Origin of the sequence: Ureibacillus sp. FSL K6-2830 (genome assembly GCF_038004145.1) — a bacterium.
GTDB classification, from domain to species: Bacteria; Bacillota; Bacilli; order Bacillales_A; family Planococcaceae; genus Ureibacillus; species Ureibacillus thermosphaericus.
Window position 1 is genome coordinate 15,395 of sequence record NZ_JBBOQR010000002.1, and the last position, 24,477, is coordinate 39,871.

Genomic DNA, 24,477 nt, shown 5'->3' on the forward strand with positions numbered 1-24,477 from the left:
CTTACATTCCTAACGCTTTTCTTAATTCGCTCAATTGATCTACACCATTTACTTTAAAAATGTGGTTCACTTTATCTAATTCGATTAGAACCTTACCGTTGCTTTCCAATCGATAATACATACATTCAATTTCTGTTGAGCCCTCATAAGCAGAACCTTTTGATGCTTTTCCAAATTCGTTGCTAATAACCGGTCCAATTACAACAACACGATCTGCACTAATTTTATGTGTAGAGGAAGCAATATCATAAGATTGGTTTGCTAGACGGCAATCAATTTTATGACTACCAACCTGATATAACAATGCCCTTTCTTCACCGATAGATTTCCAATTCAATTTAATCTTTGCTGATTCAAATTGCCCTAATAGAGGAGAATCGTATTCTCCTAGGATACCGGCTCCTGATACTGTATCGGATATAGCATTCAAAGTGGGCAATTCGATATCAGAAATACCGGGTGATGAATTGTTATCGTCGATATATACTCTAAAATCATTTAATTTTTCAGGTATTCTATTTTTATTCATTTTCTCACCTCATTAAGATGCAAATAATGCGTTGTAATACGTCGCATCAAATTCAATGATATTTTCAATTTCTTGAGCTGGAGAAGATTCAGCTACGTAGTATCGGAATACAACTTTTCCGTTTTCTAACTGTTCAATCGGATTATCTTCTGCCAAGAAAACAATACGACCGCCTAAAATAACTTCATTTGTCACTAATGAGTTAATCCAAATGTTCATTTTATCTAATACATTATCAATTATTCGTCGGCGAATTGGGCCATCAACATCTGACCATGTAGTTAAAACAATAGTGTTGCAAATCCAGTTATGCATAATTCGAGTTGGGATAAATCTGTTTGGAACATCAAGATGATCTTCTTCTGGATAAGCTGCAGTCATATTCCCCCATGCTACCCAGCCGCCAACAAAGTTTAAAATCGTTAAAATCCCTTGATTGTTAAGCTCGTTTGCAACATCGGGAGGAATAATTACTTCTTGGTATTTTCCAGCGCCTGCTTTTACTACCGCTTTGTTAATAGGTAATGTTTTGTTTGACGGGGATTCGTAAGGATATCCGCCATTTTCGGCAGCGATTTTTGAAATGCTCAAAGCAACCAAAGTAGAAATGTGATAAACCTTATTATTATAAGCCGCCATTGGCCAAGCAATAGCTTCGAATGATGATGTATAGCTATTTTCTAATTTCCAGTTTGAAACGTCTGTATATTTCGGTGCCTCTGTTGTATTGGCATCAGTAATTGCAAACGCTTTAAAGTAAGTATTTACTGTTGTTGCTTTAGAACGCATAACAGCTGCAATCGTAGGATTTTGTGAAAATCCTGGCGCAACAATTAGTCCAGGAACCATTCTGTATTGTGGGAAAACATGATTTAACAGTTCAAACCCTGTTACCACACCTGTATCAACATCTGTGCCTCCAATAATATCCGCTTCCGTAACTAACGAAGTATCTAATACGTTGAAAGTTGCTGATAATGTTGTAGCTTCAGTGTTTGTAATTAAAGCAATAATTACTTTTCCTTCGTCATCAAAAGAGGCAACATAATCTTTGCCTTGTTCAAGTTGAGTAGCATTTGCTGTGATATTTAAAGAAGATAAAATAACACCTTCTGTATCAATTTTTGCTTGTCCATCCTTAACAGTTAAGTCCTCTGATTTGCTAGTTTTATGCTTTTCTGGATCTAGTACATTCACTAATAATATTGGTGCAACTTTAAACTTATCAAATGCTGCATCAATAACTTCACATAACGTATATTTCTCCCAATCATCAGAGTAACCGAATGCTTTAACTGCATCATCATATGTGTATGCAAGCACAACTTTGTTAACGTTTTTTTCATCTGCTAAATTCACAGGAGCTGTGCCAAAATATACAGGTAAGGCAGCTGTTGCTTCTGTTGATACCGTTACTGATGGTCGTGATTCTTTCGTTCGTGAACCGTGATAAAACAATTTATTTCACCTCGCTAAAATATTTTTCTACATTCTTATAAAAAGCTGATTCTGCCGAATTAGGATTCTTTAATTTTTTCTCAAAGTCAATTAGTCTTTCAGGTTCAATGAATAATGTTGTAAATGCAGGACAGTTTTCTTTGTGGGTGTTATGAATTTCTGGATAACCTCCAATAAAAGAACTATATCTCGGTAGTCCTTTTACAGTGGGACCTACGTAGATAAGAACGTTTTTTTCTTTGTTATTTTTGGTAGTTTTTCGCGAAGAAGTCATCCTCTATCATCCCTCCTATTTCTTGTTGTGCTGAATGCATTTTAAAATTTACATCCATTACTCCATGCCATGTTGGTTTCATTTGTTCCTCATAAATTGCAGTTTCTATTTTTCCTGTTAGTTCACCGCTACCTATAAATTTCTGACGTTTCAGTAAGAATTTTATTCGAGTCGATAAACCCACAACGTCTTTCCAGCCATTTTGTGCATCATCATTGAACACACCAAGTAGAATACGAAAGTTTAAGATACACTTTTCTTTATCAGTATCGTCTTCTTCTCCTAGGTACCTAACAATGACAAACGGATAGTCATCAGATTCCTGTTCTTCACCACGTTTAAGGTTCTTTATTGGAGGTAAATAACCTTCATGAACAGTAACCGTTTTTTCAATACCATTTTTTGATGGAAATCTCATGTCTTTTAAGTTTTCTTGTAAAAAAGAAGCAATGGCCGAAACCATTGCTAAAGGTGTATTATCATGCATTAATTGTTACCCCCAAAGTAGCCTAGATAGTTCGTGTTCTAGACGTTTGTCTAATATTTCTTGTGCTCGAGTGATAATATCATTTAAAGGTTCTTCGTGACCCATCATTTGGGCTATTGATGGACCAAAATGCGCTTGAATTGGATAACGACTTTGGCCAACTCTTGTAAACACATTTACATAATTTTTCTTTGTTCGTGTAACAAAACCTGATTGGATCGGTTTTTTTGTTGAACTTTTCAACACTCTAGCATGAACTGGCATAATATCAGGAAATTTAGGTGTTACATCAAATTTTAGTAGTGGTGTGACAGGTCCGCTTGCTCGTAACTGTGCTGATAAATGACTAGAAGTAGCTTTTCGAATTTTAATTCTTTGTTTAATATCAGCAGCTTTTATAATATATCGAGCTCGGATACTAACGCTTGCTCTTGTCCTAGCTGCAGTGGCAGCTCGGTTTGTCGCTCTCCATAAAATAATTTTTGCTTCTTTTGGTGCAATAGAAAAAAGTCGTTTTAATTGTTCTGCGTGATCTACTCTAACCTGTATCATTTTAAACACCTAGCTTTCATGTGAAGATGCAACGATTCGAATAATCCCCATATTCTCTTCAGCTTCATCTACGTATAATTCCTCGCCGTCAAGATTAATTATGCTGTCTACTTTTGGAACAAAGTAATCTGCAGCTTTGACATAGATAATTTTTTGATGTTTATATACTTCTTGACTTGCATATAATTGTTCTCTCGGATAGCCAGCGAAATTATCGTCGTTTTTACAATCAACAACTATTAGAGTGAGAACTTCTCCATCCAACTCATGCTCTTCTCCAAATTCATCTAAATTAAAAAAGACATTCAAATCTTCATTCACGAAGTCTTTGAACGTCTTATTATTCATCTGTATCATCCTCTAGCAATTCATCAGCTTTACCTTGGTTAATAATTGCAGCAATTACTTCTGCTTTTGTAGATGCACCTGTCAAATCAACACCGACTGCTTTTGCCGCGCGTTTTAATTCTTCTGCATTGTATTCTGCATCAAGCGCCGCTCGAAGTTCCTCAAATTCAGTTGGCGAAATTTCAACTTTATCACCTTTGACTTGTTGCTTCTTAAGTTCCTCTTCTGGTGAAAGTACATATTCTGCAGCTTTTAACCGGACAAGGCGTTCTTCTTCTGCTCTATTAAGACCGTCAATAATGGCGCCGCGTTTGTATGTGATATTGTTGTGACAAATCGTGTGCTTTGCTCTAATCAATTTCAACCCCTCCTTATAGCACTTTTGCTACAAACCATGAGTTAATTTCCTTAGGAATTGGAAGCGGTTTTGAACTTAGCTGCAGAATTTTTCGAGCAGGTCGTTTTTCTGTCCAAGAATCAGGAACACGATCGGCTTCGTAAGTTACTAGATCATTGTCTTTAGCAATCGTAATGGCTGCATAAGCCATCGTAAAGTCTGCTTCGGTAGCAATTAAAGCAATTGTTCCATCTGGTACTATTGGTTTTACTTCTTCAGCAACGTCATCATAATAGCTTGCTGAATATTCATAAATTTCGCCTACACCTGCAATTTTTCCAATATAAGTCGCTCCGTTTGGTAAATTTTGAGGTCTTAATTCTCCGATATTGACATTTCGGACATCTAATAATTTAAGAATCTCCTCGTCTTTTAAAAGTACGTCCGTAACGTCAGGAGAAACGATGACAATATCAGGATTCACAAAGCCAGTATTTTGAACAATACGCACCCAACGTTTTAAATCTGCGTACTTGCTAGAAGTTGGTTCGCTCCATAAATTTTGCCCAGATAAGACCTCGCGATTTGTATGACCAAATGAAATGACATAATCTACACCTTCGCCTTTTACTTCAATTTCCCCGTCGAAAATTGCTTGCGCGCACATTACTTCTTCGCGACGTGTAATCATATCATCTAAATCCTGTAAGTCTTTTATCAGTTTTTCTGCAGCGCGTTCATCTGGGGTGCGAGAAGAATAAATATTTTCTCCCATTAAGCGCTTTTGTAAATCTGCAGCTGTAGTAACCGTTGTTGGCGCAACAAGTGGTGGTTCAAATGTTTCAGTACGGAATCCGCTATTTTCTACAACTTTCCCACCTATTTTTTCGCTAACATAAGGAGCAACTTTTGCTCTTCCTTTTTTAACGTCTACATCAACTTTATTCGTAGGGGAAAGTTCTTTATTTTTAAATAAAGTATCTCGAATAAATGTTGTAACTCGTGGCATACGCTCCACGAATTTAAGCATTGTTCTCGTTTCGAATAAATCTACTGCCATTGATTATTCCTCCTCTTTTCCTTGTGGATCAGCTGGTACTGTATTTCTTAAAATAATTCCAATGTTTCTTAATGCTTTTTTGTACTCTACTTGATTAGCACCTTCTGGAAAAATAATTTTCCGCGCATTAAATTCTCCGCACACATAACAAACTGCTTCTTTTGTTTCACCGGTAGCTGTGGCAATTGCATCTGCCATAATACCGTAAACATCGGTCGCGTTGCTTGCAGTTGTCATAGCAATAGCTTGTCCTTCTGCATTTAATGCAAAAACCTGACCGACTGACAGTTCTTGGCCTGGCGCAACTGTAATCGGTTCAGTTACCACATCCGACTGAAATCCAGCTAAAAGATTGTCAAACTCTAAAACTCGCATATTACTTACCTCCTAACACTTTATTAATCAATACATCCACTTATTCATCTTTTGATTGCGGTAGTCTCCTAACACTTTATTAATCAATACATCTACTTCTTCATCTTTTGATTGTGGCAGTGCATTTGCTTCTACTTGATTAATTGTTTCTGCATCTTCCTTGATGTTTTTTAGCAACATTGATTTTTTCAGCGCATCATTTTGAAGAATTTCTACAGCAACTTCACCTGCAGTAGCACCTGTTTCAAATTTCGCTTTATTGATAATTTCCTCTGCACCTGGTACAGCGATATTTTCAATTTCCTGAATGCGTTTGCGTTCAGATGCAATCGCCTCTTCTTTCGCTGCATTTCGAATTTGTTCTACTAAATCAGGATGTTGGTTTTGTAATTCTTCTAAAGTCATAATTTCATTCACTCCTTCTTTGATGTTTTGTTGGACTCCAACACTGTTCACAACAGAAATACCTTCTTGGCTTGCCAACAATTCTCTCATCCGATTAATAACTTCTTCTGGCAACATACCGCCAGATAATTCGGGTATATTCATGCTTGCAACTGCTCCCACTTCACTTTCAAACATGATTTCATCGATGAAACCGGCTTCTTTTGCTTCCTGTGCAGTCATCCATGTTTCTGCATCCATTAATTGTTTTAATTCATCCACCGTTTTCCCTGTTTTAGAGATATAAGCATTCATGATTGAACGATTCACTTTTTGCAAGAAATCACTATTATGATTCATCACTCGATAATCGCCTTCTGCGCTATTCATTGCATTATGAATCATCAATTGCCCTGTTGGAGCCATTGCAATATGGGTCCCAGCCATCGCAATCACACTGGCAGCGCTTGCTGCAACCCCAACGATTTCAACTTTGACATTACCGGCAAATTTTTTTAATTCGGTATAGATTTCAGATGCACTAAAAACCGAACCGCCACCGCTATTGATAACAACATTTAATTCTTTGACATTGTTACGAATAGCATTTTCAACCACTCTCGAAACCTTTGATGGACTAGTAGCTGGTATCCGAAATAAGTCATATACCCATTGGTGACTGTCTGGAATAATTGGTCCTTTGATTTCAATCTTCATCTCCCTCTCTCACCTCCTTTTGAAGTTCTTCATATTTAGCGTCTAATCCGGATTCCCTCCGTGCCTTTTCTTCGCGAATACGAAGCAAATGATTTCTCCAGAAGTCGCCTCCAGTTAATTCGACCGTTTCTTTTGTACGGGTGCTAAATCCATTCTCCACACGTTTAATCGCTGCATTCACTTCTTTGAGTGGGTCCAATTGTCCTTGGCTTGGGCCGTTCCATTCAGCTTTACAGTAAGCTTTACGTATCATCGGGTCATTAAAAAAGCCAGGCGCTTGAATACGGCCTAGCAAAACAGCTTCTGTTAAGAATTCTTCATATATTGGTTGGCAAAATCTTTTTGCAATCCACTCTCGACGCATTTTGAACATTTTCCATGCTTCCAACAACGCGCCGCGAGAAGCAGAATAAGAGCTTGTAAAGTGTTTTAACAATAATTCATAAGGTAGTTCTAAAGCTGACCCAATTTGTCTACAAATTGATACAACAAACGGATCAAATGATGCATTGTTTCGAGCTGGATTTGCTACATTTGCCTTTTCTCCTTCTGAAAGCGCAATAATTGATCCTGGTGCCATTTCGTAGGAAGTTTCATCTTCGCTATCTACTTGCTCCTGCTCAGGAATTGAATCTACGAATGGCGGACCATCATTTTCAGCATCTTCGGTTTCAATAAACACAGTGAATAAAGATGATACTAAAGCGGCCATTAATTCTGCTTCTGTATATCTATCTAATTGTTTTAAACTTTCTATGACAGGAGCTAGAATCGGAACCCCTCTTCTTTGTTCAGGTCTTTCTGATTCCATTAAATGAAGTACATTTTGTCTACCCGTTTTTTTACCGAATTTTTCTACACGTACCCAATCATTTTTACCTGAAGAAAGCGACAATGGATGTTGTTTAGAAAAGTGATAAGCTACAACTTCGCCATATTTACCAAGTTCAACGCCATTAATAATGTTTGGATTGTTGCCTGGGGGCGAAGTAACTCTATCAGCTTCAATTAATTGCACTCGTAACCCGTATGGATTTTGTGGATTTGAACGATAGGGTAATAATGTGAATACTTCTCCACTCATCAAAAATGATAGAAATGCTAATTGTTGCAGCTCGTAAAAATCATGCATTTGCATGGCGTCACACATTAAACTTTCAGACCACAATTCAAATTCTCTTTCTGCAGTAGTTTCCCATTCATCTGCTTCTTCTTCGGTTAAACCTAGATATTCATAATCGATTTGAGCATTTAAACGGAGGCCAGCACCGGTTACATTTGTTCGAATTGTTTTTAATGCTCCAGTAGCTAAAGGGGTGTTCATAAATAAGTCACGTGAGCGTTGACGTAGAGTATCTAGATTATCATCTATATCTTCTTTTGTACTCCCCCCTTTAAATACCCAACCGAGCATTGATTTTTTTCTTTTGCTTGCACCGCCATTAGAATAACCGGAGTTTAATAACTCTAGTTTTTTTCTCGCATGCGTTCTTTTCAATGCTTTTTCAGGAGAAAAAATAGCAATTGCTTTATCTATGGCATTCAAATTATTCACCTCTCTTTCTATAAATCTCTAGGAACAACGCGTGTCACTCTCCTTCTGCCACGTCCACTTTCTCTTGCTTCGGCTTTTGCTAATTCTTTTTGCCAAAACTTAATTTGTTCACGCACTTGAGATAGATTCGCCCTTTCAAGCCGACGATTGTCAATTGAATAACTTTGTCCGGATGCAATTGCAGCTTCCGCATCAAGCCACATTCGCAACCTTTCTTTGCATTCTTTTACCGTAAAAGCCATTTATTACAGTCCTTTCGAAATCACTTTTCTTCGTCTTTTCTTGCGTTTTACGGTTTGATTGTAAACCGCACCAGTAAGATTGTTCTTGTGCAAGTATTCTAAATCTGGATTTAAAATTCTTAATGCCGCTAAAGCGTAGTTGCGCAAGTCGAGTGGCTCATTCCGAACATTTGATGAGCGTTTAACCCATTCATACCGAAATAAACCATTAACACGCTTCGGCTTTTTGTATTCTGATGTAAGACCAATAAAATAAGCCTCGTCGTACCCTTTTTCCACATTCAAAGGAAAATGACAATAACCAGGCTTTTCAGGCTCTTCAATTTTCAATCTACTATAAATCGTGTCTTTACCTTCATTTACACCGATTGTAAATAAATACGTGTCTTTTTTAATACCTGCTCTACTAGGTTTAGAAATGAACGGAATTCCATATCCACCTTTACCTTTAATAGCAAACACTCTTCGATATTCACGTTGCTTACAAAAATCATATACTTCTGATGTAAAGTGCCCTCCACTATCCACACATGTAGCAGAAATTGTTAATTTTACTCCTGCTGGTGTAAACCATTCTTTTAACAAAAATGCGTCTAGCTGGTCCCATACAGCTTGTTGCCCTGGATCACCATAAAATATTTTGTAAGCAATACCCCAACTAGTTTCACCAAGACCCCAACCAACAATTTCAACTTCTAACCGGTCATCTTGTACGTCAACACCAGCTGTCAGAACCAAAACACCTTCTGGAATGTCATGTTTGTATTCTTCTCTACGCTGCATCAGTTTTGTATGATCATGCTCTTGTGGCTTTTCTTCCCAGGATTCTCCCAAAGTTGTGTTTTTCCATGTTTTTAATGTTTCTGGACCTTTCCTTTTTGCTTCCTTGAATTCATGAATAATATTTTCCCAAGATTCCCATGGTGAAGCGAAAGCATTTAAGTGAAATCCTCTTTTTCTTGCTTCTGGATTCCTTGCAATCCATTTTCCAGGCCTTGATTTCCACTCGACTTCTGTGTGTAGTGATTTACAATAAATACATTCCATGCCAACTGGTTCAAATCTTATTTGTTCCCAAACATAAGGTTGAAATTTACCGCATGACGGGCACGATACGCACCACTGTTCCATTGTGCTTTCATTATACTCAGCCTCAATTCTTGAAGCCCCCTTAATAGTTGGAGTGGAAACCGAGATTTTTTTTCGATTCCAGAACGTTTTTGTCCGTTTGTGCGCTAATGATAGCGGGTCTCCCTCAGTTCCTGCGCTCAACGGAAAACGGTCAACCTCATCCGCTAATACAATTCGAACTGGTCTTGATGCTAAGCTTGCAGGTGAATTGGCACCAACTAGTGTCAAATGTCCTCCTGGAAACTTTTTTTGAAGCAAAGTGTTGTTACCATCTTTCGCTTTTGGACTGTTCACTTTTTTGGCGAGTGAAGGTGTATCTCTAATCATTGGTGCAATTCTGTCTTTAGAATACGCTTCAGCCATTTCCAAAGTAGGCTGCATTAATAACATAGGTGAAGGGTCGTAGTCGATGTGATAACCAATGATATTATTGATAATTTCTGATTTACCAACTTGTGCAGAGGACATCACAACAATTTCTTCATAATCAGGATTATTAATGGAATCCATAATTTCCCGTTGATATGGCGCTCGGTCCGTATTCCATTTACCGTGTTCCGCTGATGATTCCTTCGATAATACTCTGTATTTATCTGCCCACTGAGATACGGTTAATTTAGGTGGTGGTGCTGTTATTTTTGCAATTTTTTTAAACAGATTCAGTGTGTGTTTGCGAACCATCGTCAACTTCCTCTACTTCATCAGTATCATCAGTTACTTCAATGAACATTGACGGATCATACTCTGATAACTCTTGAAGCGCTTCATGAATATCTCTTTCAATCAACACCTCAATGAGTTTTGGGTCACTTTTGTTAACAAGCATATTAGCTAGTTTTGTGGGTAAAGATAACATTTTTGAACGAAATGCCATAATCATATGGTTAAGCACTTTTTCAACATCTTCAGAACGGTGCATTTCATTTTTTAAATGAGCAAGCTCGATTTCTGCTTTTTCACGCTTAGCTTTTTCATGTAGCCATTTTTCATATTCTAATGATTCTGTTACGTCGTTTTCATCCATTCCCTCTGATGAAAGTTTTAAAAAATTAATGTACTTGTTGACAGTATCAATTAAATCGAATCGTCCGTGTGCTACACGACTTATCACACCCTCTTCGACCAATTGACGAACTCGGCGCTCTGTCATATTAAACATTTTTGCGATTGTTTTTGTATTAACAACAAGACCATTCACATCAGATTTAGCAGACACCTAATCACCACCATTTTTCGAATATAATATTTCGAATCGCTTAGGATGGAAGGAACCGAATTTTTACGCTTATATCTAGACCGTTTTTGGGGCTCGCGAGACCCGCAGGCTTTGTATTGCTCCAGAAGGACCCGTAATTTTATTTTCTTAGAAAAATAAAAGGCGCTGCAAATATGCTTGCAACGCCTGTCGTATCTAACTTTTCCATTAATACCATATTAACATGCTTTTTCTAAAATGTTCTGCCAAAATCCTGCCAAAAGTCTGCCACCCATTTTATCCCAATTATCAAATATTTATCATAAACTTGAATATCCACAGGATTATCGACACTATCCACTACTTTAACATATCTTATATTCTGTTAAACATCTTAATTTCGTTATAAGCTAGATAAATCAATGCTTTGATATATCTCAATTTAATGAGTTTTACATTCTATTTTTATGTAAATGTCTTTTGTTCACTAGATTATTAAATCGTTAAAAAGTAATGAAAATACGTTTTCTACTTCCGAAAACAAGCAAAATAAAAACATCCCTATTAAGGATGTTTCGTATATCAATATTTCAATTTTGTGTATGCATCATTGATTGCGTCTTGGTTGACTCCGATGTATTTCAATGTGATATAAGGAGAGCTATGATTAAATATATCTTGTAGTAACGCAACGTCTTTTATTTCTTGATAAATATGATATCCAAACGTTTTTCTTAATGTGTGTGTACCAATTTCATCTAGTTCGCATTCATTTGCTGCTTCTCTAAGTATGTTATAAGCTTGAACCCTTGTTATTGGTTTGTTTTTACCTTGTCGGGATTTAAATAAGTATTCTTCCAAGTGTTTATCTTCTACGTATTTATCTATCAATCTTTTGAGTTTTGGAACGATTGGAATTCTTTTAGTTTTATTGTTTGTCCTTGTGTTCTGTACTTTTTGTTCGCGTACTATAATATAATTTTTTCCTTTTACATCTTTCACTTTCATCCTCAATATATCGCTTATACGAAGACCAGTGTATATACCAAAACAAAATAACAGCTCGTTTCGTTCACTCTTTGAAGCCAAAAATGCTCTCACTTCACGGATCTTCTCAACGTCCCTAATTGGTTGAACAAAATTCATGGCTTCACTTCCTCTGGTTTAACAGCTTTTTTCTTTTCTTCGTAAACAATAATTCCAAGAAACAAAGCAAGTTTATATAAAGCATTACTTTTAATGCGATAAAATGTACGTTCCGTTAGATGTAGTTCTCTATAAATCTCATAATTATGCTTAGGCTCTTCAACAAGGTTTGTTTTCGTAATGATTTGTCGTTCGATTTTGTTTAGACGATTAAATCCTCGGTTGAACCATTTCATAAACTTTTCATAATTTTCTTCAAAGGTGATTTTTTTAATGACTGCGATTTCAGTCTTTGATTCTTTATATTCGGAGAAATTCGGCATTTCCAAGGTGAATCTTGTGGTTAACTTTGGCATTAAATCTTCGTCAGTAGTCAACAAATACGTGCGATATTGTCTAAAAACATTTTCAAGATTTTTTTGAGTAGCCTCACGATCTACATTGTTGAGTAATTCTTTCATGTTGATAGCCTCCTTATATTTGTCTAAATGCCCCACGATTGCGCTTATACCTTGGTCTTCGTGCACCCATTAACTCCTCAATTTCTCGTTTGCTTAACTTTTCTTTGTGTTTTCTTGGTTTGTCGTTTGTAGTTTTCTTTTTCCCTTGGTTCTTATAAAAACCTTTTTCGATTAGTTCAGACTGTAATGTTCTCATTTGTATCACTCCTTCTCATTTGTTAAATAAAAAAAGGACAACAAATGACGGCAGCATAAAACTGCAATCAATTGTTGTCCTCCAGAGGTCTGGTAGAACTTCTATATTAAAGCTATAACTTTTCTACGCTAATTATTTTTAATTGTTTAATATATTTATTTAATGTATCTGGTTTAAATTCTGTCTGCTTTAGGGCTAAAAATTCACATTCAACATCAAAATAATCTTTCATTATTATTTTACTCTTATCTAGAAATTCGAAATTATATTCTCCGTCTTCAATTATTGAAGAATTACCATACACTTTCATCTTTCCATTTAATTTTTCTGCATCTGCTTTAAATATTTTTCCTTTAAATCTAATCGGTTCTTCTTCTATTATAGATTTATTTTGTAGTAATACTTTTTCTTCCACACCTATTTCAATTGCGTTTTCAATTTCTGAATTGACAGGTTTAAAAGTTGCCTTGGTAAATTCTTCTCCCTTTTCATTAATTAAACTAGCAATTTTCTTAAAAGTTGGATAGTTTTGATTAGCTACTCTTATAACATCTGGATGAACACTAATTATTACGTCACCGTTAGCATTTACAATGTTAACATTTGAAGATTCCGTGACAACGGTTGACAAACTTTCGCCCCTCCTATTTGCATTTAGTATTGCTTTTAAATATTCAAAACTTAACTTAGCGGTGTCCCATATTGTTTTAGCGTTAACTTCAGTAACAATTGGGAGTAGCGAACCCATAACCATTGCGACTTCAATATAAATATCTGCTAAAAACGAACCAGATCTAATGTTATGAACTTTTACTCTTAAATTTTCTCTTTTATTATTGTTATCGTTCTTTAAGGTAGTATAAGTTTTGTCAATTAATTGTTGAAAAGCATGTAGGTTTTGAGATAAATAGTATAAATCATACCCACTCTCTTCATCCAACTCATTTCCTTGTAATCTAAATTCAATCGAATATTTTGTTGTATGATTCAAAATTCTTCACCCTCATCCCATTTAACACGTTTTACATGCCCCTGATGCGTGATAATTTTTGTCTCAGCAAAAGGTGGAAGCTCGGCATATTTTGCTTTGCCATTTGATAAAATTATCACACAACTCTCAGGTAATTCCATTATATCAAGATTTAGGATAGTATTAGAAATTTTTAACTCTTTCATTCTCATTACAGCTTCCTCCTATGCTATAATATTTCTAACCTCGTTTTTTAAGGAAGCTTTATTATGTATTTTGCTACGGTTCGAAAACCGTAGCTTTTTTATATCAGGGATGAGATGAATGAATAGCATTTATCTAGTGAGTTAAACAACTCATGCAAATCCTCATTTTCTACTTCATAAAACCTCTCTGTTTTTCGAACTTTAAATGAATCAATCTGTATTTCATCCCCAATTTTTAAATTATTTATTTTCCTGAATACCGGATCATCTGATAAACTAATAAACTGATATAAATTTGTTTGTACGTAAACCATTAGAATCACCTTTTATTTAATTAGCCTCTTGCAACCACATTTCACGGGTAATACCGTTCTTTCTTTTCCAATTCCATAATTGATGCTTGGATATACCTTCTGCTTTCCTGATGTCTTTATCCAACCATCCACGTTTTTTATACATGATATATTTTTCAATAGGCATCGACCAAGCTTTTTTCTTTCCAGTTGCATAATCACGATAATCATTGCTCGAATCAGCAAATTCATGATCACTAATGTTGTACAAAACTTTACTTTCTAATAATTTTCCTAGTTTTTGGATTTCTAAGCGAATTTCTCGTCTTTTCTTTCTATCTTTTTGAGAATCTAGAGCTGACTGCAATTCATCTATTTTTCGAAGGATTGCAATACGTTCTGCTTTAAGTTGAACACGTTTTTTGCGTATTTCAATTTTGTTCATATTTGTCACCTACTTTTCTTATAATGTGTTATATCAAACTTCCATCAATCAATAACAATTCAGGTTCGTCGCTTTCTAATACCTCTAGGATTTCATCAATTTTCATCATTTCCCCGTTTTCACCTTTTGATTGTGCGAACTTTGCAACAGCATAATAATCCGATACCAATTCACATTCTTCTAATATTTCTTTAAATTCTTCATCTCCGCCAGCAACAATTTCGATGTAATATTTTGTCGCTGCTTCTTCGTCTCTAGCTTTGATTAAAGCGTAATATGGTTCGATAAATTCATAGAATTTCATTTACATTCCCCTTTCAACATATTCTCAATAATCGATTCTTTGATGTTTTTAATAGATACATGACTTAATGCCATGTGCTGCCCAATCCATCGCATCGATTTACCTTTTCTTCGAAGTGTTCATTGACTAAATTTTGTCAAAATAATCTTGCGTAACGTTTTTTCTAAATACTTTCCGCAATCCATTCAAAGTTCCAAAATAAACAACTTCACCTGGTCCATAAATACGTTTTGAAGCATACCCTTTTGAAACCATATCTTCCCACTCTTCGTTATCTCTTGGACAATGATAATAGTTGCGATAAGGTTTGTTTGAATAATCTAAACCAAAGGCATGTTTTAATTTTCCGATTTGGTAGTCGGTTAAATCATTTTTATTTATAGAAACTCCTTTTTTCATTTTTTTCCCTCACTAAACGAACAATCTGATTCATTTGTCACTTAATCTACGAAATGATTATTAACTTGCGTCAAAGTGCATTTCAAACTGTTTTCCACAACCTTCATCTAAATCATCACCGCAAGTTAATACTACTGTTTCTCCACACTCTGGTGGTTCTTCTTGCCATTCTTCACCACAATAAGGACATTTAATATTAACAACAATGGTTGCTACTTCTGTGTCATTATAAGTACGATAAATTCTTTTCATTTTTTTTCTTCCTCCTTATCTCTCATTTTCATTCATTTGCTACTTAATTATCGAAATGACATTCACTCACTTATAAACCAATTTACCGTTTTTGAATTCTATTTCATTGTGATATTCTTCGTTAATGTGATCTGCTAATATTTGATTTCTTGCTCTATCACCTTTTCTTCGTGTTATTAATAAATATCATATTCTTCTCCAAAATCTTCAAAATATTCATTAATAACATCTTCTAATGCAAACGTTAATCTTTCTAAAAATTCATCTGAATTAATTAATTTAACTGCCAGTTCTTTTCTCTTCTTTGTAGACATATTTTCAAGTTCTTCAAAAATAATTCCACCTTGATGATTTTTCAAAGCATCTTGAATAACCAATTCTGTCGCTTTTCTTAAATCCATAAATACTCTCCTTTATTCTGAACTTTGGTTCAAGTGTCACATTTTCTTCGTACTGCGACATTATTTATCTGAAAGCTCTTTAAATATGTCTACAAATACCCCTATAGTTTCGTATTCATCACGAGCAAGCCACTTCATTTTTCTGTCTTCTAATTCTGTAAGTTGTCTAGCAAGTGCTTTTTCTAACGATTCTTTCAGTTCCTTATAAGCAATTTCTTCATCAATAAATCTTTTATAATTTTTCATAAAAAATCCCCCTTTAATGTCGCTTTATGGTTCTTTTGTAAGTGTCTCCGATGATTTTCGGCGTTTTTCTCAAGGTATGCCCGCTCAATTTGTTCCCAAGTGAAGCCGAGCATTTCACCAATTCCGAGAAAATGTCCAAACAAATCATCAAACATATCGTAAAGTCCACAGCCTTTGCCGTAACGTATATAGAAGTTGTAAAAATCTCCAACCATATAGAACATTTTGTTGAATTGATGTATCACGTCATATTCACGAATGATTCCAGTCGGTTCTTCTGTAAAACCAATTTCCAACCCAATACTCAAAACAAAATGCAAACAATCAACGTATTCTTCGAGGAGTGGATTATGAAACCTCAATCTATCATCCCATAACCCCGTTATCGGTTCTTGTTTATAACTCCAAAACTTAAACCCACGCCAACAATTACATAGTTCTCCAAGTTCAACTTGCAGCGCGAGAATCTTTTTTGCAAGACGATCTTCACCTTCTTGCACTGGATGTTCTTTGTTGATGTGACAATCCAATTCCGCCTGTATTTCAAATAACTTTTGTAGATTCATTTTGATACTCCTTTGACCAATTGGTTCCATTTTTCAATCTCTATACCGAATGCCGTCAATGCTCCTAAGATAACAATTATCCAAGCAACTGAATGTAATAGTTCACTCATGCTGTTCCCTCATACAAATGCTTACCATACTGCGTTTTACTGGTGCTTTTTTATTACGTTTCTCATTTTTCGAAGTGATGAACTAGTTAAGTCTGTAATATCTCCTGCTATTTCGAGCATAAGTTTTACCATGTATTCTTTTTCTTCTTGGGCTTGTTTTAATTTCAAGAATTCTTGAACGGGAATCAAAATGTATTCTCTAGACATTGTTCTCAACACCCAGCTTTGCTAAAATTCTTTTTCTTTCAGCTTCAAAATCAATATTTTTTTCGGTGACAGTTTCATCATCAGTTTTTTCAGTGTGCGATTCATCAACATTACGTTTGTAGAACCAATCAGGTATTTTTTCTTGACGGATTCTATTTCTGCTATTTTTTTGTTGCTTTTGAGCTTCAAATCGTTTTCTGTCAGCTTCTACATCCGCAAGTGATTTAAAGTTTTTGTTATGCCAGTTTTTAAGAATGGTTTCAACGTATTTCCAGTTTCGTGCATTATTTTCTGTTGAAAGTTTCATAGCTTCTAAAACTAGTTCCTCGTTTAGATCGTCAATCCAAGCTCCAATTTTTTCAGCTACATATGGACTCAATGTACCGAAGCCATTTTGTTCGTAAAATGAGAATGCCGATGTTTTTGCTGCTGACTGCTCTTCTTTATCATCATCAATATTATTTATCTCTGTAGTATTCTCTGTTAGTAATCTATGTTGTAGTCTATGGTTATTGGTGTGCTCAATTTGAGCAGTCTTATTGCTCATTTTGAGCATCTCGTCTGTGCAATTTGAACAACTCGACTGCTCATTTTGAGCAGATGGACTGTTCACTAATTTTTGGTAATCGATTCGGTACCATTTCGTTTTGTCGATTTTCAATGCGTTGTACTTGTCAGTGCTGATTAAATAACCTTGTTTTTCCAAACTGTTAATAACTCTTCTTACAGTTGTCAGCGACCAAAAAGGAAATTCTGTTTGCCAATCCTCGTAAGTTTTGTAAAACCACTTATATCCTTCAAATTCGTGCGTTGTCTTTCCTAACCAGTAATGCGCCTGCTGCAGTACTATAGCTTCGTTCAATCCGATTTTTACAGCAAGTGATGGTAAAACCTGAAGTGGTGGTTCGTTGATCAATAAATTCATATTTGCTCCCCCTTATGGCGCAGGAATGATGCGAGTTCGATTAGTGTAGCGATTAATAAGCAGCCATTGATCGCTCATTTTTTTGCTAATCAGCCAGTTGTTTGGATTAAGTCGAAACGTTTTGATATACTTGCTTTCGTTCACTGTAAGCTTTCGACCACGCTTCATAATCTTCCCTCCCACGTTTCTATGAATCGTAATGCATCTTGTAGCTGATATTGCTTAATATCCCGATATGATCCGACTTGATATCGTTCTTTTAGTGCTGCATATAGTTCGCGAAAAAGCAGTTGTTTAGATTTAGACCCCGGTTTTTCTGAAAGTTCATATACACGTGCAGCAACAGCTTTTCGTACACGAATTTGCTCCCCGCTATGCAAAGTGACTTCCCGTAATTGTTGTTCCAACCACTCCACCTTCCTCTCGATTTCTATAAATCTTTCATACGGAATTGGCAAATGTTCTTGTCGTTGAAATTGTTTTGATGTGCTGAAATAATTGGCAATCAGTGCATTCATAGCTGTTCGTGCTTTTTCAGTTTTCAGGTGTCTTGCATGCATCCAGGCACCTTGTTCCGTCCATAAATACAAAACCGATACATATTTGAGGGTGACGTCATTTTGTCGGGAGGCTTTAAACCGTTTTAACTCTTCACCGGTCAACGCAAAGTAGTGTACGCCTTGTAGAAAATTCTTTTTATTGCGTTGAAAATTCCGATTGATAATACTACTTTTCGTGTTCAACGACTCCGCTAGCTGCGCTGTTGTCAGCACCCGAATGTCATTGTGTGCGATAATTTCCCGTTCCTGAAGCTGTTGCATACCATTCTCTCCTTTCTAGGGTGACGTCATTTTGTTATCACCCTATTTAACTAACTGCTTTCATGCTAGAAGCAAGATCAATTGCATCTTGAATTGCCTGTACTCTAATGCGTTGTTCGTTATATTTTGCTTTCGCTTCTCTGTATTCATGGTCATTGTCTGCATTCGCAACTTCTATTGCTAAATCTGTTAGTAATTCTTTTTCGTCTGAAAGAAATTGTTTTAACTTTTGGATATATGCTGTCATGTTTTTCCCTCCCTTGAATATTTGAAGAAAATCATCCATAATAAAGGTGTGAATTTTTTTAAATCGTATTTAGCAAGCCTTTTGTGCTTGCATTTTTTATGCAGTTTTTTCTACATATTCCTCGTATTCTTTTTGAGTCAACAAAGAGAAAAATTTAACTCCATCTATTTCAACAAACGCTTCGAATGGATATTTGTCATTTTCACGATGTTGAATGTCATATTGTTTAAAAAATTTGAAAAAATCATCTGTGAATGGAACATGAACTTCTTTTGCCCCTCTATAACTTTCTATTGCGATTACAAACTTTTGGTTTGTTGCTATTTCGTGCAGCTCATTAACAAGATCCACCACTCTATTGATCATTTATCTCACCTCCTCAAAGTTTTGGTGTATTAACAATCCATCTACAACGTCGTCGCCACTGGAGCCATGATGGCCGCCGCTCGCTCTTTCGAGGTCTTGGCGAAGCTGGGCTCGGTTATAGATAGATTGCTAATCCCATCAAGCAGCCTACAAGTATAGAATTTGTGACGAGAAAGGTACAAGGGGAAATAAGTGACGCTAACCAACAAACTTGTAGACTGCTTGATGAGAGCGAGTATTATCTCGCTACTCAAAAAGATTTATGATATAATAAAAATTAATTCGAATCATTCTTTGTCTTACCGTTAGTCGTTCCAGCGATTGACGGTATTTTTATTTGAAACTAAATACAAAGCAATCAATCTTTGTTTTAAAGTCATATGTTTCCAAGCACGAGGCTTAATTCGCATATACTATCCCCCTTACTGTAGGCTTGAAATATAACCAGCACTTGCTAATTTTCTGTAATGCTTTTGCCAAATTTCTGTATAACTTATTTTTGCTTCTGTGCAAACGACTGCTACAAAGTGGTCTAGTGCAGTAATTGCATCGACGGCTTCGATAAGCATATTTTCAACTTCTTGGTGTTCAAAAAGCTTTATTGCTTTCAAAGGCTTTGCTAAACATGTTTTTAAGATGTGTTCTAATGCTTCTTGTAGCTCCTCGATTGTTTTTTCTTTAACACTAGATCGGTGCAAATCTACATTTTCTCCGTCTAGCCAAACTGGCCCCGTCCCTGTATAAGCATTTCGAATGGTCATAGCGAACTTTGGATCGTCATATTTGGCGACGATTTTTTTGCTAATATCTTGCGGAATGGGAGCTCTTCCGTTTTCATATTTAGAAATGGTTTCTCGAACGACGCCCATGTCGAATGCAAATTGTTGCTGGGTTTTATCACCTCTAATCTCTTTCAATGCTTGTCCTACTTTGTTATGTTTCATATCTGTCCACCTTTCTCTTCAAATTGTTAATACGAATTCACATTGATTGCTAAATTGAATTCGAAATGTACCGCTAAAAACTGTAAATACTAGTAAAATATAAGTAGAAACACAAGTTCTTGCATAATTTTTATAACCATTCATTCATGATGATTTCTTTTATGGCCTTTTCTGTAGGTTCACGTAACCAAATTCTTTTACCTCTCTCATAAGGTTGACGTTGATACCGTCTAATACGTGGATCGCGAAGTAAATTTTCTTCAAGCCATGTTTTGCTATATCTTGTTTCCCTCACGAGGTCATCAATATCCCAGAAAAGAGTCTTACCCTCCTCACTCATGACCTCTGTCTCGCTACGCAGTTTTCTAACCACATTTTTCACCTCCCATAAGGGTTTCGTCAAAATGACGTTACCCTCTTTATATGAACTAAGTAGGATTTCCCTCACCCTTGTCGAATATTGACAAGAAAGGAGGTGTTTTAAATGATTTATACATTTTCAATACAAGGAAGTAGCGAAGAGCCCTATACTCTTCAATTTTCAATTACTGAAAAATCATTTAAAGCTGAATGCAATTGCCCAGCAGGATTAATGGGCACATTATGCAAACACATCATCTGGATCATCGAAGGAGAAATACCTTCAAATTTAATTGATGGTGATATTTCTAAAATTGTAGAGATTTCTAAAGCTTTTCACTCTTCAGAAGTTGGTGATGTGTACAACCACTATAAAGAACTTGAAAAAGAGATAGAAAAACTCAAAAAGGAATTGAAGAACCGAAAGAAACAAGTTGCTCGTTTGCTTTACGAATGATATTTCCTATGCCGTTGCTGGTACAACGGCTTTCTTATTTAAATTTCTCAATCGACTTCGCTATTTTCATTATTAAAAATTACCGTTTCGGCAATTTATTTTTCAAAAAAAAGATCATTTATCGGGACTCCAAGTAAAATAGAGATTTTAGCAATGTCATCTGCACTCATTTTTCTACTTCCGTTTTCTTTGTAGTAGTAACCTTGATACCCTTTATACCCCATAAGCTTTGACATTTGTTCAATTGAGATGTTTTTTTTTATTCTTAATCTTTTTATTAAATCAAGGTTTACTACTAATTGCTTTTCCATACCCTCACCTCCATTACCTAATTGGTAACTTTAATTAAAGTATAAATTACCGATTTGTCAAAGTCAACAATATTTTTACCTTTTTGGCAAAATAACTTTTTTACCATTGTGGTAAATAAAGATTTAATTATAAAATAATGTATAAAAGAGAGGTGATATGATTGGATACGTTGGGTAATAGAATCAAATTACTACGGGAAAAGCATAATATTTCACAAATTGAATTTGCAAAAAAAATAGGCGTTTCCAATGCTGTATTATCACGTTATGAATCCGGGGACAGAAAACCCGATTTCGATATATTAAATAAAATTGCAGATTATTTTGAGGTTAGTGTGGATTATCTCCTTGGACGCACCGACATACCGGATCCAACACCTCACAAAGAAGTTGATAAAGAATTCCAGTCTTTTATTAATGATCCAGAACTTCAAGTTTGGTATAAAGAATTACCTAAATCAGATGAAGAAGAATTGCGGAAACTACGCGCGATTTGGGAAATGATAAAAAAAGATAAATAGACAAAAATTTTACTATCACTTTAAGACATGTCAAAATCCGACATGTCATTTCTTATACAAAACTATTGTTAAAATAATCTATATTTGGATTACTTATTCATTAGTTAACGAGGTGATGAATATGAAAAAAACATTAATATTTATTCTTTCTATTTTTCTGTTAGCAGCTTGTAGTGATAAAGCTGAAGAAGCAACAACCGATAAATCTTCTTCAGAGCCAATTCCAGAAAACTCAGAATCAGAAACAGAAGATATCTTAGATGATTCCGTTGTTGAAGAAGTTGAGGAGAAAAACAATATTGACACTTCTGTTTTTGAATATGCCACAAATGTAGAAGTAACTGATGGAAGAGAATTTACACAACATATTACAGTTGCTATCGACTTGGCACCAGATGCAGATCCAGGAATGGGGACGCTGAATGTTCTGAAGCAAGCATATGACTTTTTACAACAAGAAGATATTGCCGGAGCTGAAACTGTCACAATCTATGTGCGAGTAAATGATATTAAAGTTTCCCAATTCAAAATTTATACTTCAAAATTTGTACCAAACGACCAAGAACCAATGGCAAAGGTAGTTTTAAAAGCTGCAGATATAGAATTTCTAAGACCTGAAGTACAGGAATTCGGAAAGGTTATGGAATTGTGGTAATTAATTCTCTGCTTTTTTCAAAAAAAGAAGAGATATAAAAATCATTTTCTGGAAAATCCGCTAGTAAATAGTGGATTTTTTTATTATAATAAAACAGAACATACGTTCTAATATATTGTGTGTAGGAGTTGGTTTTATGTGTCAAACGTATATGGAAGATTTTGTCCACGAATTATATACAAGAATGGACATTTTAGAACCGCATCAACTGAGTTATCAGATCATTTCTACTAATTTAGGAATTAGAGTTTTGCATTGGTATGAATCAAGCCAAGCTCTTTTTTTTAACAATCAATCTTACATATTTTTAAATACTTATCTTTCGGAAGAACAAAAGTGGCAAGATTTTTGTCATGAACTTGGACATATCCTGCTGCATGTTGGAAATCAGAGAAACTTACCAAGAGAATTTGTTTATTACCAAGAAGAAAAAGCTAATCTTTTCATGTATCATGCTTGTATCCCCTCTTTTATGCTAAAACAGCTAAAAATCTGTGATGCCACATATGAAACAATCAAAATGATTCGAGAACTTTTTTGCGTTGAAGAAAACTTTGCTAAAAAAAGATTAGAGCGATATTTAAATAACCTATTTTATCGGCATGTGGTTTATAATGAACAATTTATTTCAAATTGGCTTTAATTTAGACCGCCTAAACCTTTTCTAGGCATAGATAATCGATTTTAAGGGAGAATCTTCTACTGCCATTAAAAAACGACTTCTCGTGCGATTTAGGAGGTATAAACTTTGCCAAGAGTAAAGTATCACAAAACAAAAAAAGACGGTATTTATTGGTATAGGGACTCGAAAGGAAATAAAAAATATGCTTTTCGCTATAAATATTATGACCGCTTTAATAAAAGACGTGAAAAAACAAAATCTAATTTCGATTCAGAAAAAGAAGCAGAACGCGCTTTAATAGAAATTAAAGCAAATATACTCGATGGTAATGATCGTTATGTAGAGAACGACCATTTAACAGTAGCTCAATGGATTGAAATTTGGATGGAATCAAAAAAGAACATATGGAGGCCGAATACATATGTTCATTATCTAGAAACTTATGAAAATCACTTAAAACCTCTTATTGGTCATTACAAAATAAAAAAAATTACAAGTATGACAGTGCAAAGAGAATTAGTTGATGTACTTGTACAAAAAGGGTTAAAAAGAGTTACTATCGAGGGAATTTGTAGAACTTTAATGTCTGCTATAAATGCTGCAGTAAGCGAAGAGATTCTCCCTCGCAATCGATGTAAAAAGTTAGATTTTAGTGCTGCCCCAATTAGTACTAGAGAAAATTATTATACAGAGGAAGAATTAGCGAAGTTTTTAGAATGTGCGAAAGAAAATGATCCTTATACACGTTATACCACGTTATTTACACTTGCTATGACTGGTATGCGAAAAGGTGAATTGATGGCACTGAAATGGAACGATATTGATTTTAACAAAAAAACGATTTCTATTACTAAAGCACGGACACGTTCTGGATTAGGACCACCGAAATCAGATAATGGATATCGTGTTATCCCTATGAATGAGGAATTAGCAAAACAAATAAAACGGTACAGAACTTGGTGTATTCAGAAAAAGTGGTCAAAAGGCGAAAGTTTAACTGAGTCTGATTATGTATTTATCACTACAAAGGGTGCAAGACCAATTGGGTTAACTTATATTGAAGATGCCATCGATTATATTTGTGAAAAGTATCAATTAAAAAGAATAGGGCCTCATGGTTTACGTCATACGTTTACTTCAATGTTAATAGCAAAAGGAGTGCCTGCCAAAACAGTTGCTTATTTACTAGGAGATGATATAAATACAGTCAATAAATTTTATACTCATTCTTATAAAAATGTCGAAATTGAAGCAGTTCAATTGTTAAATAATGTCGTTTCAAAAGTTAGCGAATAACATGTTATGGGGGAAAATTTGGGGTACAAATCTGTACAACACTCTCCTACCCCTTGATATATCTAGCTTCCTGTTTGATATCCATCCAAATAAGGTAGTTTGCGTG

40 protein-coding genes are annotated in these 24,477 nt (G+C 35.3%); 5 read left to right on the forward strand and 35 right to left on the reverse strand.

Features of this window, described 5'->3' with window-relative positions; genetic code table 11:
• Window position 1: 1 nt before the first annotated feature.
• The 34 genes from NSU17_RS15680 to NSU17_RS15845 all read right to left on the reverse strand — a co-directional run bounded on the left by NSU17_RS15680 (window position 2) and on the right by NSU17_RS15845 (window position 20,522).
• The gene (locus NSU17_RS15680; RefSeq protein ID WP_168412165.1) at window positions 2-529 is read right to left on the reverse strand and encodes a phage major tail tube protein; all 528 of its coding nucleotides are present in this window, start codon (window positions 527-529) and stop codon (window positions 2-4) included.
• Window positions 530-541: 12 nt separating this feature from the next.
• A complete protein-coding gene (locus NSU17_RS15685) occupies window positions 542-1,987 on the reverse strand; it encodes a phage tail sheath family protein (RefSeq protein WP_340705550.1) in 1,446 nt (481 codons plus the stop codon).
• Between the two features lies 1 nt (window position 1,988).
• On the reverse strand, window positions 1,989-2,261 hold the full coding sequence (locus tag NSU17_RS15690; RefSeq protein WP_340705551.1) for a hypothetical protein: 273 nt from the start codon (window positions 2,259-2,261) through the stop codon (window positions 1,989-1,991).
• Window positions 2,230-2,748: a hypothetical protein gene (locus NSU17_RS15695; RefSeq protein WP_340705552.1), complete on the reverse strand. Its 519-nt coding sequence runs from the start codon at window positions 2,746-2,748 to the stop codon at window positions 2,230-2,232. Before NSU17_RS15695 ends, NSU17_RS15690 begins: the two co-directional genes overlap by 32 nt.
• Window positions 2,749-2,754: 6 nt before the next feature.
• The gene (locus NSU17_RS15700; protein ID WP_340705553.1) at window positions 2,755-3,300 is read right to left on the reverse strand and encodes a phage tail protein; all 546 of its coding nucleotides are present in this window, start codon (window positions 3,298-3,300) and stop codon (window positions 2,755-2,757) included.
• Window positions 3,301-3,309: 9 nt separating this feature from the next.
• Complete coding sequence (locus tag NSU17_RS15705) at window positions 3,310-3,648, reverse strand: hypothetical protein (protein WP_340705554.1); 339 nt, start codon at window positions 3,646-3,648, stop codon at window positions 3,310-3,312.
• Window positions 3,641-4,006, reverse strand: coding sequence for a hypothetical protein (locus NSU17_RS15710; protein ID WP_340705555.1), 366 nt, complete (start codon window positions 4,004-4,006; stop codon window positions 3,641-3,643). Before NSU17_RS15710 ends, NSU17_RS15705 begins: the two co-directional genes overlap by 8 nt.
• Window positions 4,007-4,019: 13 nt before the next feature.
• Complete coding sequence (locus NSU17_RS15715; protein WP_340705556.1) at window positions 4,020-5,045, reverse strand: major capsid protein; 1,026 nt, start codon at window positions 5,043-5,045, stop codon at window positions 4,020-4,022.
• Window positions 5,046-5,048: 3 nt separating this feature from the next.
• The gene (locus NSU17_RS15720; RefSeq protein WP_340705557.1) at window positions 5,049-5,420 is read right to left on the reverse strand and encodes a head decoration protein; all 372 of its coding nucleotides are present in this window, start codon (window positions 5,418-5,420) and stop codon (window positions 5,049-5,051) included.
• 27 nt (window positions 5,421-5,447) lie between these two features.
• The gene (locus NSU17_RS15725) at window positions 5,448-6,521 is read right to left on the reverse strand and encodes a head maturation protease, ClpP-related (RefSeq protein ID WP_340705558.1); all 1,074 of its coding nucleotides are present in this window, start codon (window positions 6,519-6,521) and stop codon (window positions 5,448-5,450) included.
• On the reverse strand, window positions 6,511-8,067 hold the full coding sequence (locus tag NSU17_RS15730; protein ID WP_340705559.1) for a phage portal protein: 1,557 nt from the start codon (window positions 8,065-8,067) through the stop codon (window positions 6,511-6,513). The genes NSU17_RS15725 and NSU17_RS15730 overlap by 11 nt, the downstream gene beginning before the upstream one ends.
• Before the next feature lie 17 nt (window positions 8,068-8,084).
• Complete coding sequence (locus tag NSU17_RS15735; protein WP_340705560.1) at window positions 8,085-8,318, reverse strand: DUF6148 family protein; 234 nt, start codon at window positions 8,316-8,318, stop codon at window positions 8,085-8,087.
• A 3-nt stretch (window positions 8,319-8,321) separates the two neighbouring features.
• Window positions 8,322-10,130, reverse strand: a complete 1,809-nt coding sequence (locus tag NSU17_RS15740; RefSeq protein WP_340705561.1) for a phage terminase large subunit family protein — start codon at window positions 10,128-10,130, stop codon at window positions 8,322-8,324.
• Window positions 10,099-10,665, reverse strand: a complete 567-nt coding sequence (locus NSU17_RS15745) for a hypothetical protein (protein ID WP_340705562.1) — start codon at window positions 10,663-10,665, stop codon at window positions 10,099-10,101. The genes NSU17_RS15740 and NSU17_RS15745 overlap by 32 nt, the downstream gene beginning before the upstream one ends.
• Window positions 10,666-11,226: 561 nt before the next feature.
• The gene (locus tag NSU17_RS15750) at window positions 11,227-11,790 is read right to left on the reverse strand and encodes a site-specific integrase (RefSeq protein WP_340705563.1); all 564 of its coding nucleotides are present in this window, start codon (window positions 11,788-11,790) and stop codon (window positions 11,227-11,229) included.
• A complete protein-coding gene (locus NSU17_RS15755; RefSeq protein WP_340705564.1) occupies window positions 11,787-12,251 on the reverse strand; it encodes an ArpU family phage packaging/lysis transcriptional regulator in 465 nt (154 codons plus the stop codon). Before NSU17_RS15755 ends, NSU17_RS15750 begins: the two co-directional genes overlap by 4 nt.
• A 13-nt stretch (window positions 12,252-12,264) precedes the next feature.
• On the reverse strand, window positions 12,265-12,447 hold the full coding sequence (locus tag NSU17_RS15760; RefSeq protein WP_340705565.1) for a hypothetical protein: 183 nt from the start codon (window positions 12,445-12,447) through the stop codon (window positions 12,265-12,267).
• 112 nt (window positions 12,448-12,559) lie between these two features.
• On the reverse strand, window positions 12,560-13,438 hold the full coding sequence (locus NSU17_RS15765; RefSeq protein ID WP_340705566.1) for a hypothetical protein: 879 nt from the start codon (window positions 13,436-13,438) through the stop codon (window positions 12,560-12,562).
• Window positions 13,435-13,629 carry an XtrA/YqaO family protein gene (locus tag NSU17_RS15770; protein WP_340705567.1) on the reverse strand — a complete coding sequence of 65 codons (195 nt, stop codon included), beginning with the start codon at window positions 13,627-13,629 and terminating at the stop codon, window positions 13,435-13,437. The genes NSU17_RS15765 and NSU17_RS15770 overlap by 4 nt, the downstream gene beginning before the upstream one ends.
• Before the next feature lie 324 nt (window positions 13,630-13,953).
• Complete coding sequence (locus tag NSU17_RS15775) at window positions 13,954-14,361, reverse strand: hypothetical protein (RefSeq protein ID WP_340705568.1); 408 nt, start codon at window positions 14,359-14,361, stop codon at window positions 13,954-13,956.
• Window positions 14,362-14,389: 28 nt separating this feature from the next.
• Window positions 14,390-14,665, reverse strand: a complete 276-nt coding sequence (locus NSU17_RS15780) for a hypothetical protein (protein ID WP_340705569.1) — start codon at window positions 14,663-14,665, stop codon at window positions 14,390-14,392.
• A 126-nt stretch (window positions 14,666-14,791) separates the two neighbouring features.
• Complete coding sequence (locus NSU17_RS15785; RefSeq protein WP_340705570.1) at window positions 14,792-15,064, reverse strand: hypothetical protein; 273 nt, start codon at window positions 15,062-15,064, stop codon at window positions 14,792-14,794.
• A 60-nt stretch (window positions 15,065-15,124) separates the two neighbouring features.
• A complete protein-coding gene (locus tag NSU17_RS15790) occupies window positions 15,125-15,316 on the reverse strand; it encodes a hypothetical protein (protein ID WP_340705571.1) in 192 nt (63 codons plus the stop codon).
• Window positions 15,317-15,492: 176 nt separating this feature from the next.
• Window positions 15,493-15,717 carry a hypothetical protein gene (locus NSU17_RS15795; RefSeq protein WP_340705572.1) on the reverse strand — a complete coding sequence of 75 codons (225 nt, stop codon included), beginning with the start codon at window positions 15,715-15,717 and terminating at the stop codon, window positions 15,493-15,495.
• 60 nt (window positions 15,718-15,777) lie between these two features.
• The gene (locus NSU17_RS15800) at window positions 15,778-15,963 is read right to left on the reverse strand and encodes a hypothetical protein (protein ID WP_141603274.1); all 186 of its coding nucleotides are present in this window, start codon (window positions 15,961-15,963) and stop codon (window positions 15,778-15,780) included.
• A complete protein-coding gene (locus NSU17_RS15805; protein ID WP_340705573.1) occupies window positions 15,960-16,529 on the reverse strand; it encodes a dUTP diphosphatase in 570 nt (189 codons plus the stop codon). The genes NSU17_RS15800 and NSU17_RS15805 overlap by 4 nt, the downstream gene beginning before the upstream one ends.
• Before the next feature lie 146 nt (window positions 16,530-16,675).
• Window positions 16,676-16,846, reverse strand: coding sequence for a hypothetical protein (locus NSU17_RS15810; protein ID WP_168412137.1), 171 nt, complete (start codon window positions 16,844-16,846; stop codon window positions 16,676-16,678).
• A complete protein-coding gene (locus tag NSU17_RS15815) occupies window positions 16,839-17,771 on the reverse strand; it encodes a DnaD domain-containing protein (RefSeq protein WP_340705574.1) in 933 nt (310 codons plus the stop codon). Before NSU17_RS15815 ends, NSU17_RS15810 begins: the two co-directional genes overlap by 8 nt.
• 12 nt (window positions 17,772-17,783) lie before the next feature.
• The gene (locus tag NSU17_RS15820) at window positions 17,784-17,939 is read right to left on the reverse strand and encodes a DUF6906 family protein (protein ID WP_340705575.1); all 156 of its coding nucleotides are present in this window, start codon (window positions 17,937-17,939) and stop codon (window positions 17,784-17,786) included.
• The gene (locus tag NSU17_RS15825; protein WP_340705576.1) at window positions 17,936-18,592 is read right to left on the reverse strand and encodes an ORF6N domain-containing protein; all 657 of its coding nucleotides are present in this window, start codon (window positions 18,590-18,592) and stop codon (window positions 17,936-17,938) included. Before NSU17_RS15825 ends, NSU17_RS15820 begins: the two co-directional genes overlap by 4 nt.
• Before the next feature lie 46 nt (window positions 18,593-18,638).
• A complete protein-coding gene (locus NSU17_RS15830) occupies window positions 18,639-18,839 on the reverse strand; it encodes a hypothetical protein (RefSeq protein ID WP_340705577.1) in 201 nt (66 codons plus the stop codon).
• Window positions 18,840-18,935: 96 nt separating this feature from the next.
• A complete protein-coding gene (locus tag NSU17_RS15835; RefSeq protein ID WP_340705578.1) occupies window positions 18,936-19,205 on the reverse strand; it encodes a hypothetical protein in 270 nt (89 codons plus the stop codon).
• A gap of 422 nt (window positions 19,206-19,627) precedes the next feature.
• Entirely contained in the window at window positions 19,628-20,149 is a 522-nt protein-coding gene (locus NSU17_RS15840; RefSeq protein WP_340705579.1) for a helix-turn-helix domain-containing protein, read from the reverse strand.
• Window positions 20,150-20,279: 130 nt separating this feature from the next.
• Window positions 20,280-20,522 carry a hypothetical protein gene (locus tag NSU17_RS15845; RefSeq protein ID WP_168412130.1) on the reverse strand — a complete coding sequence of 81 codons (243 nt, stop codon included), beginning with the start codon at window positions 20,520-20,522 and terminating at the stop codon, window positions 20,280-20,282.
• A gap of 111 nt (window positions 20,523-20,633) precedes the next feature.
• Here NSU17_RS15845 and NSU17_RS15850 point away from each other — a divergent pair, with 111 nt between their 5' ends.
• Window positions 20,634-20,966 carry an SWIM zinc finger family protein gene (locus NSU17_RS15850; RefSeq protein WP_340705580.1) on the forward strand — a complete coding sequence of 111 codons (333 nt, stop codon included), beginning with the start codon at window positions 20,634-20,636 and terminating at the stop codon, window positions 20,964-20,966.
• Between the two features lie 95 nt (window positions 20,967-21,061).
• On the opposite strand, the gene NSU17_RS15855 is transcribed toward NSU17_RS15850, so the two are convergent.
• A complete protein-coding gene (locus NSU17_RS15855) occupies window positions 21,062-21,277 on the reverse strand; it encodes a helix-turn-helix transcriptional regulator (protein WP_340705581.1) in 216 nt (71 codons plus the stop codon).
• A gap of 161 nt (window positions 21,278-21,438) precedes the next feature.
• On the opposite strand from NSU17_RS15855, the gene NSU17_RS15860 reads away from it, so the two are divergent.
• From NSU17_RS15860 to NSU17_RS15875, 4 genes are all read left to right on the forward strand, one after another.
• The gene (locus tag NSU17_RS15860) at window positions 21,439-21,798 is read left to right on the forward strand and encodes a helix-turn-helix domain-containing protein (RefSeq protein WP_340705582.1); all 360 of its coding nucleotides are present in this window, start codon (window positions 21,439-21,441) and stop codon (window positions 21,796-21,798) included.
• 121 nt (window positions 21,799-21,919) lie between these two features.
• Window positions 21,920-22,453: a membrane lipoprotein lipid attachment site-containing protein gene (locus NSU17_RS15865; protein ID WP_340705583.1), complete on the forward strand. Its 534-nt coding sequence runs from the start codon at window positions 21,920-21,922 to the stop codon at window positions 22,451-22,453.
• A gap of 136 nt (window positions 22,454-22,589) precedes the next feature.
• Window positions 22,590-23,096 (forward strand): ImmA/IrrE family metallo-endopeptidase, encoded by a 507-nt coding sequence (locus NSU17_RS15870; protein ID WP_340705584.1) that lies wholly within the window; start codon window positions 22,590-22,592, stop codon window positions 23,094-23,096.
• A 105-nt stretch (window positions 23,097-23,201) separates the two neighbouring features.
• Window positions 23,202-24,371 carry a site-specific integrase gene (locus NSU17_RS15875; protein ID WP_340705585.1) on the forward strand — a complete coding sequence of 390 codons (1,170 nt, stop codon included), beginning with the start codon at window positions 23,202-23,204 and terminating at the stop codon, window positions 24,369-24,371.
• The last annotated feature ends 106 nt before the right edge of the window (window positions 24,372-24,477 follow it).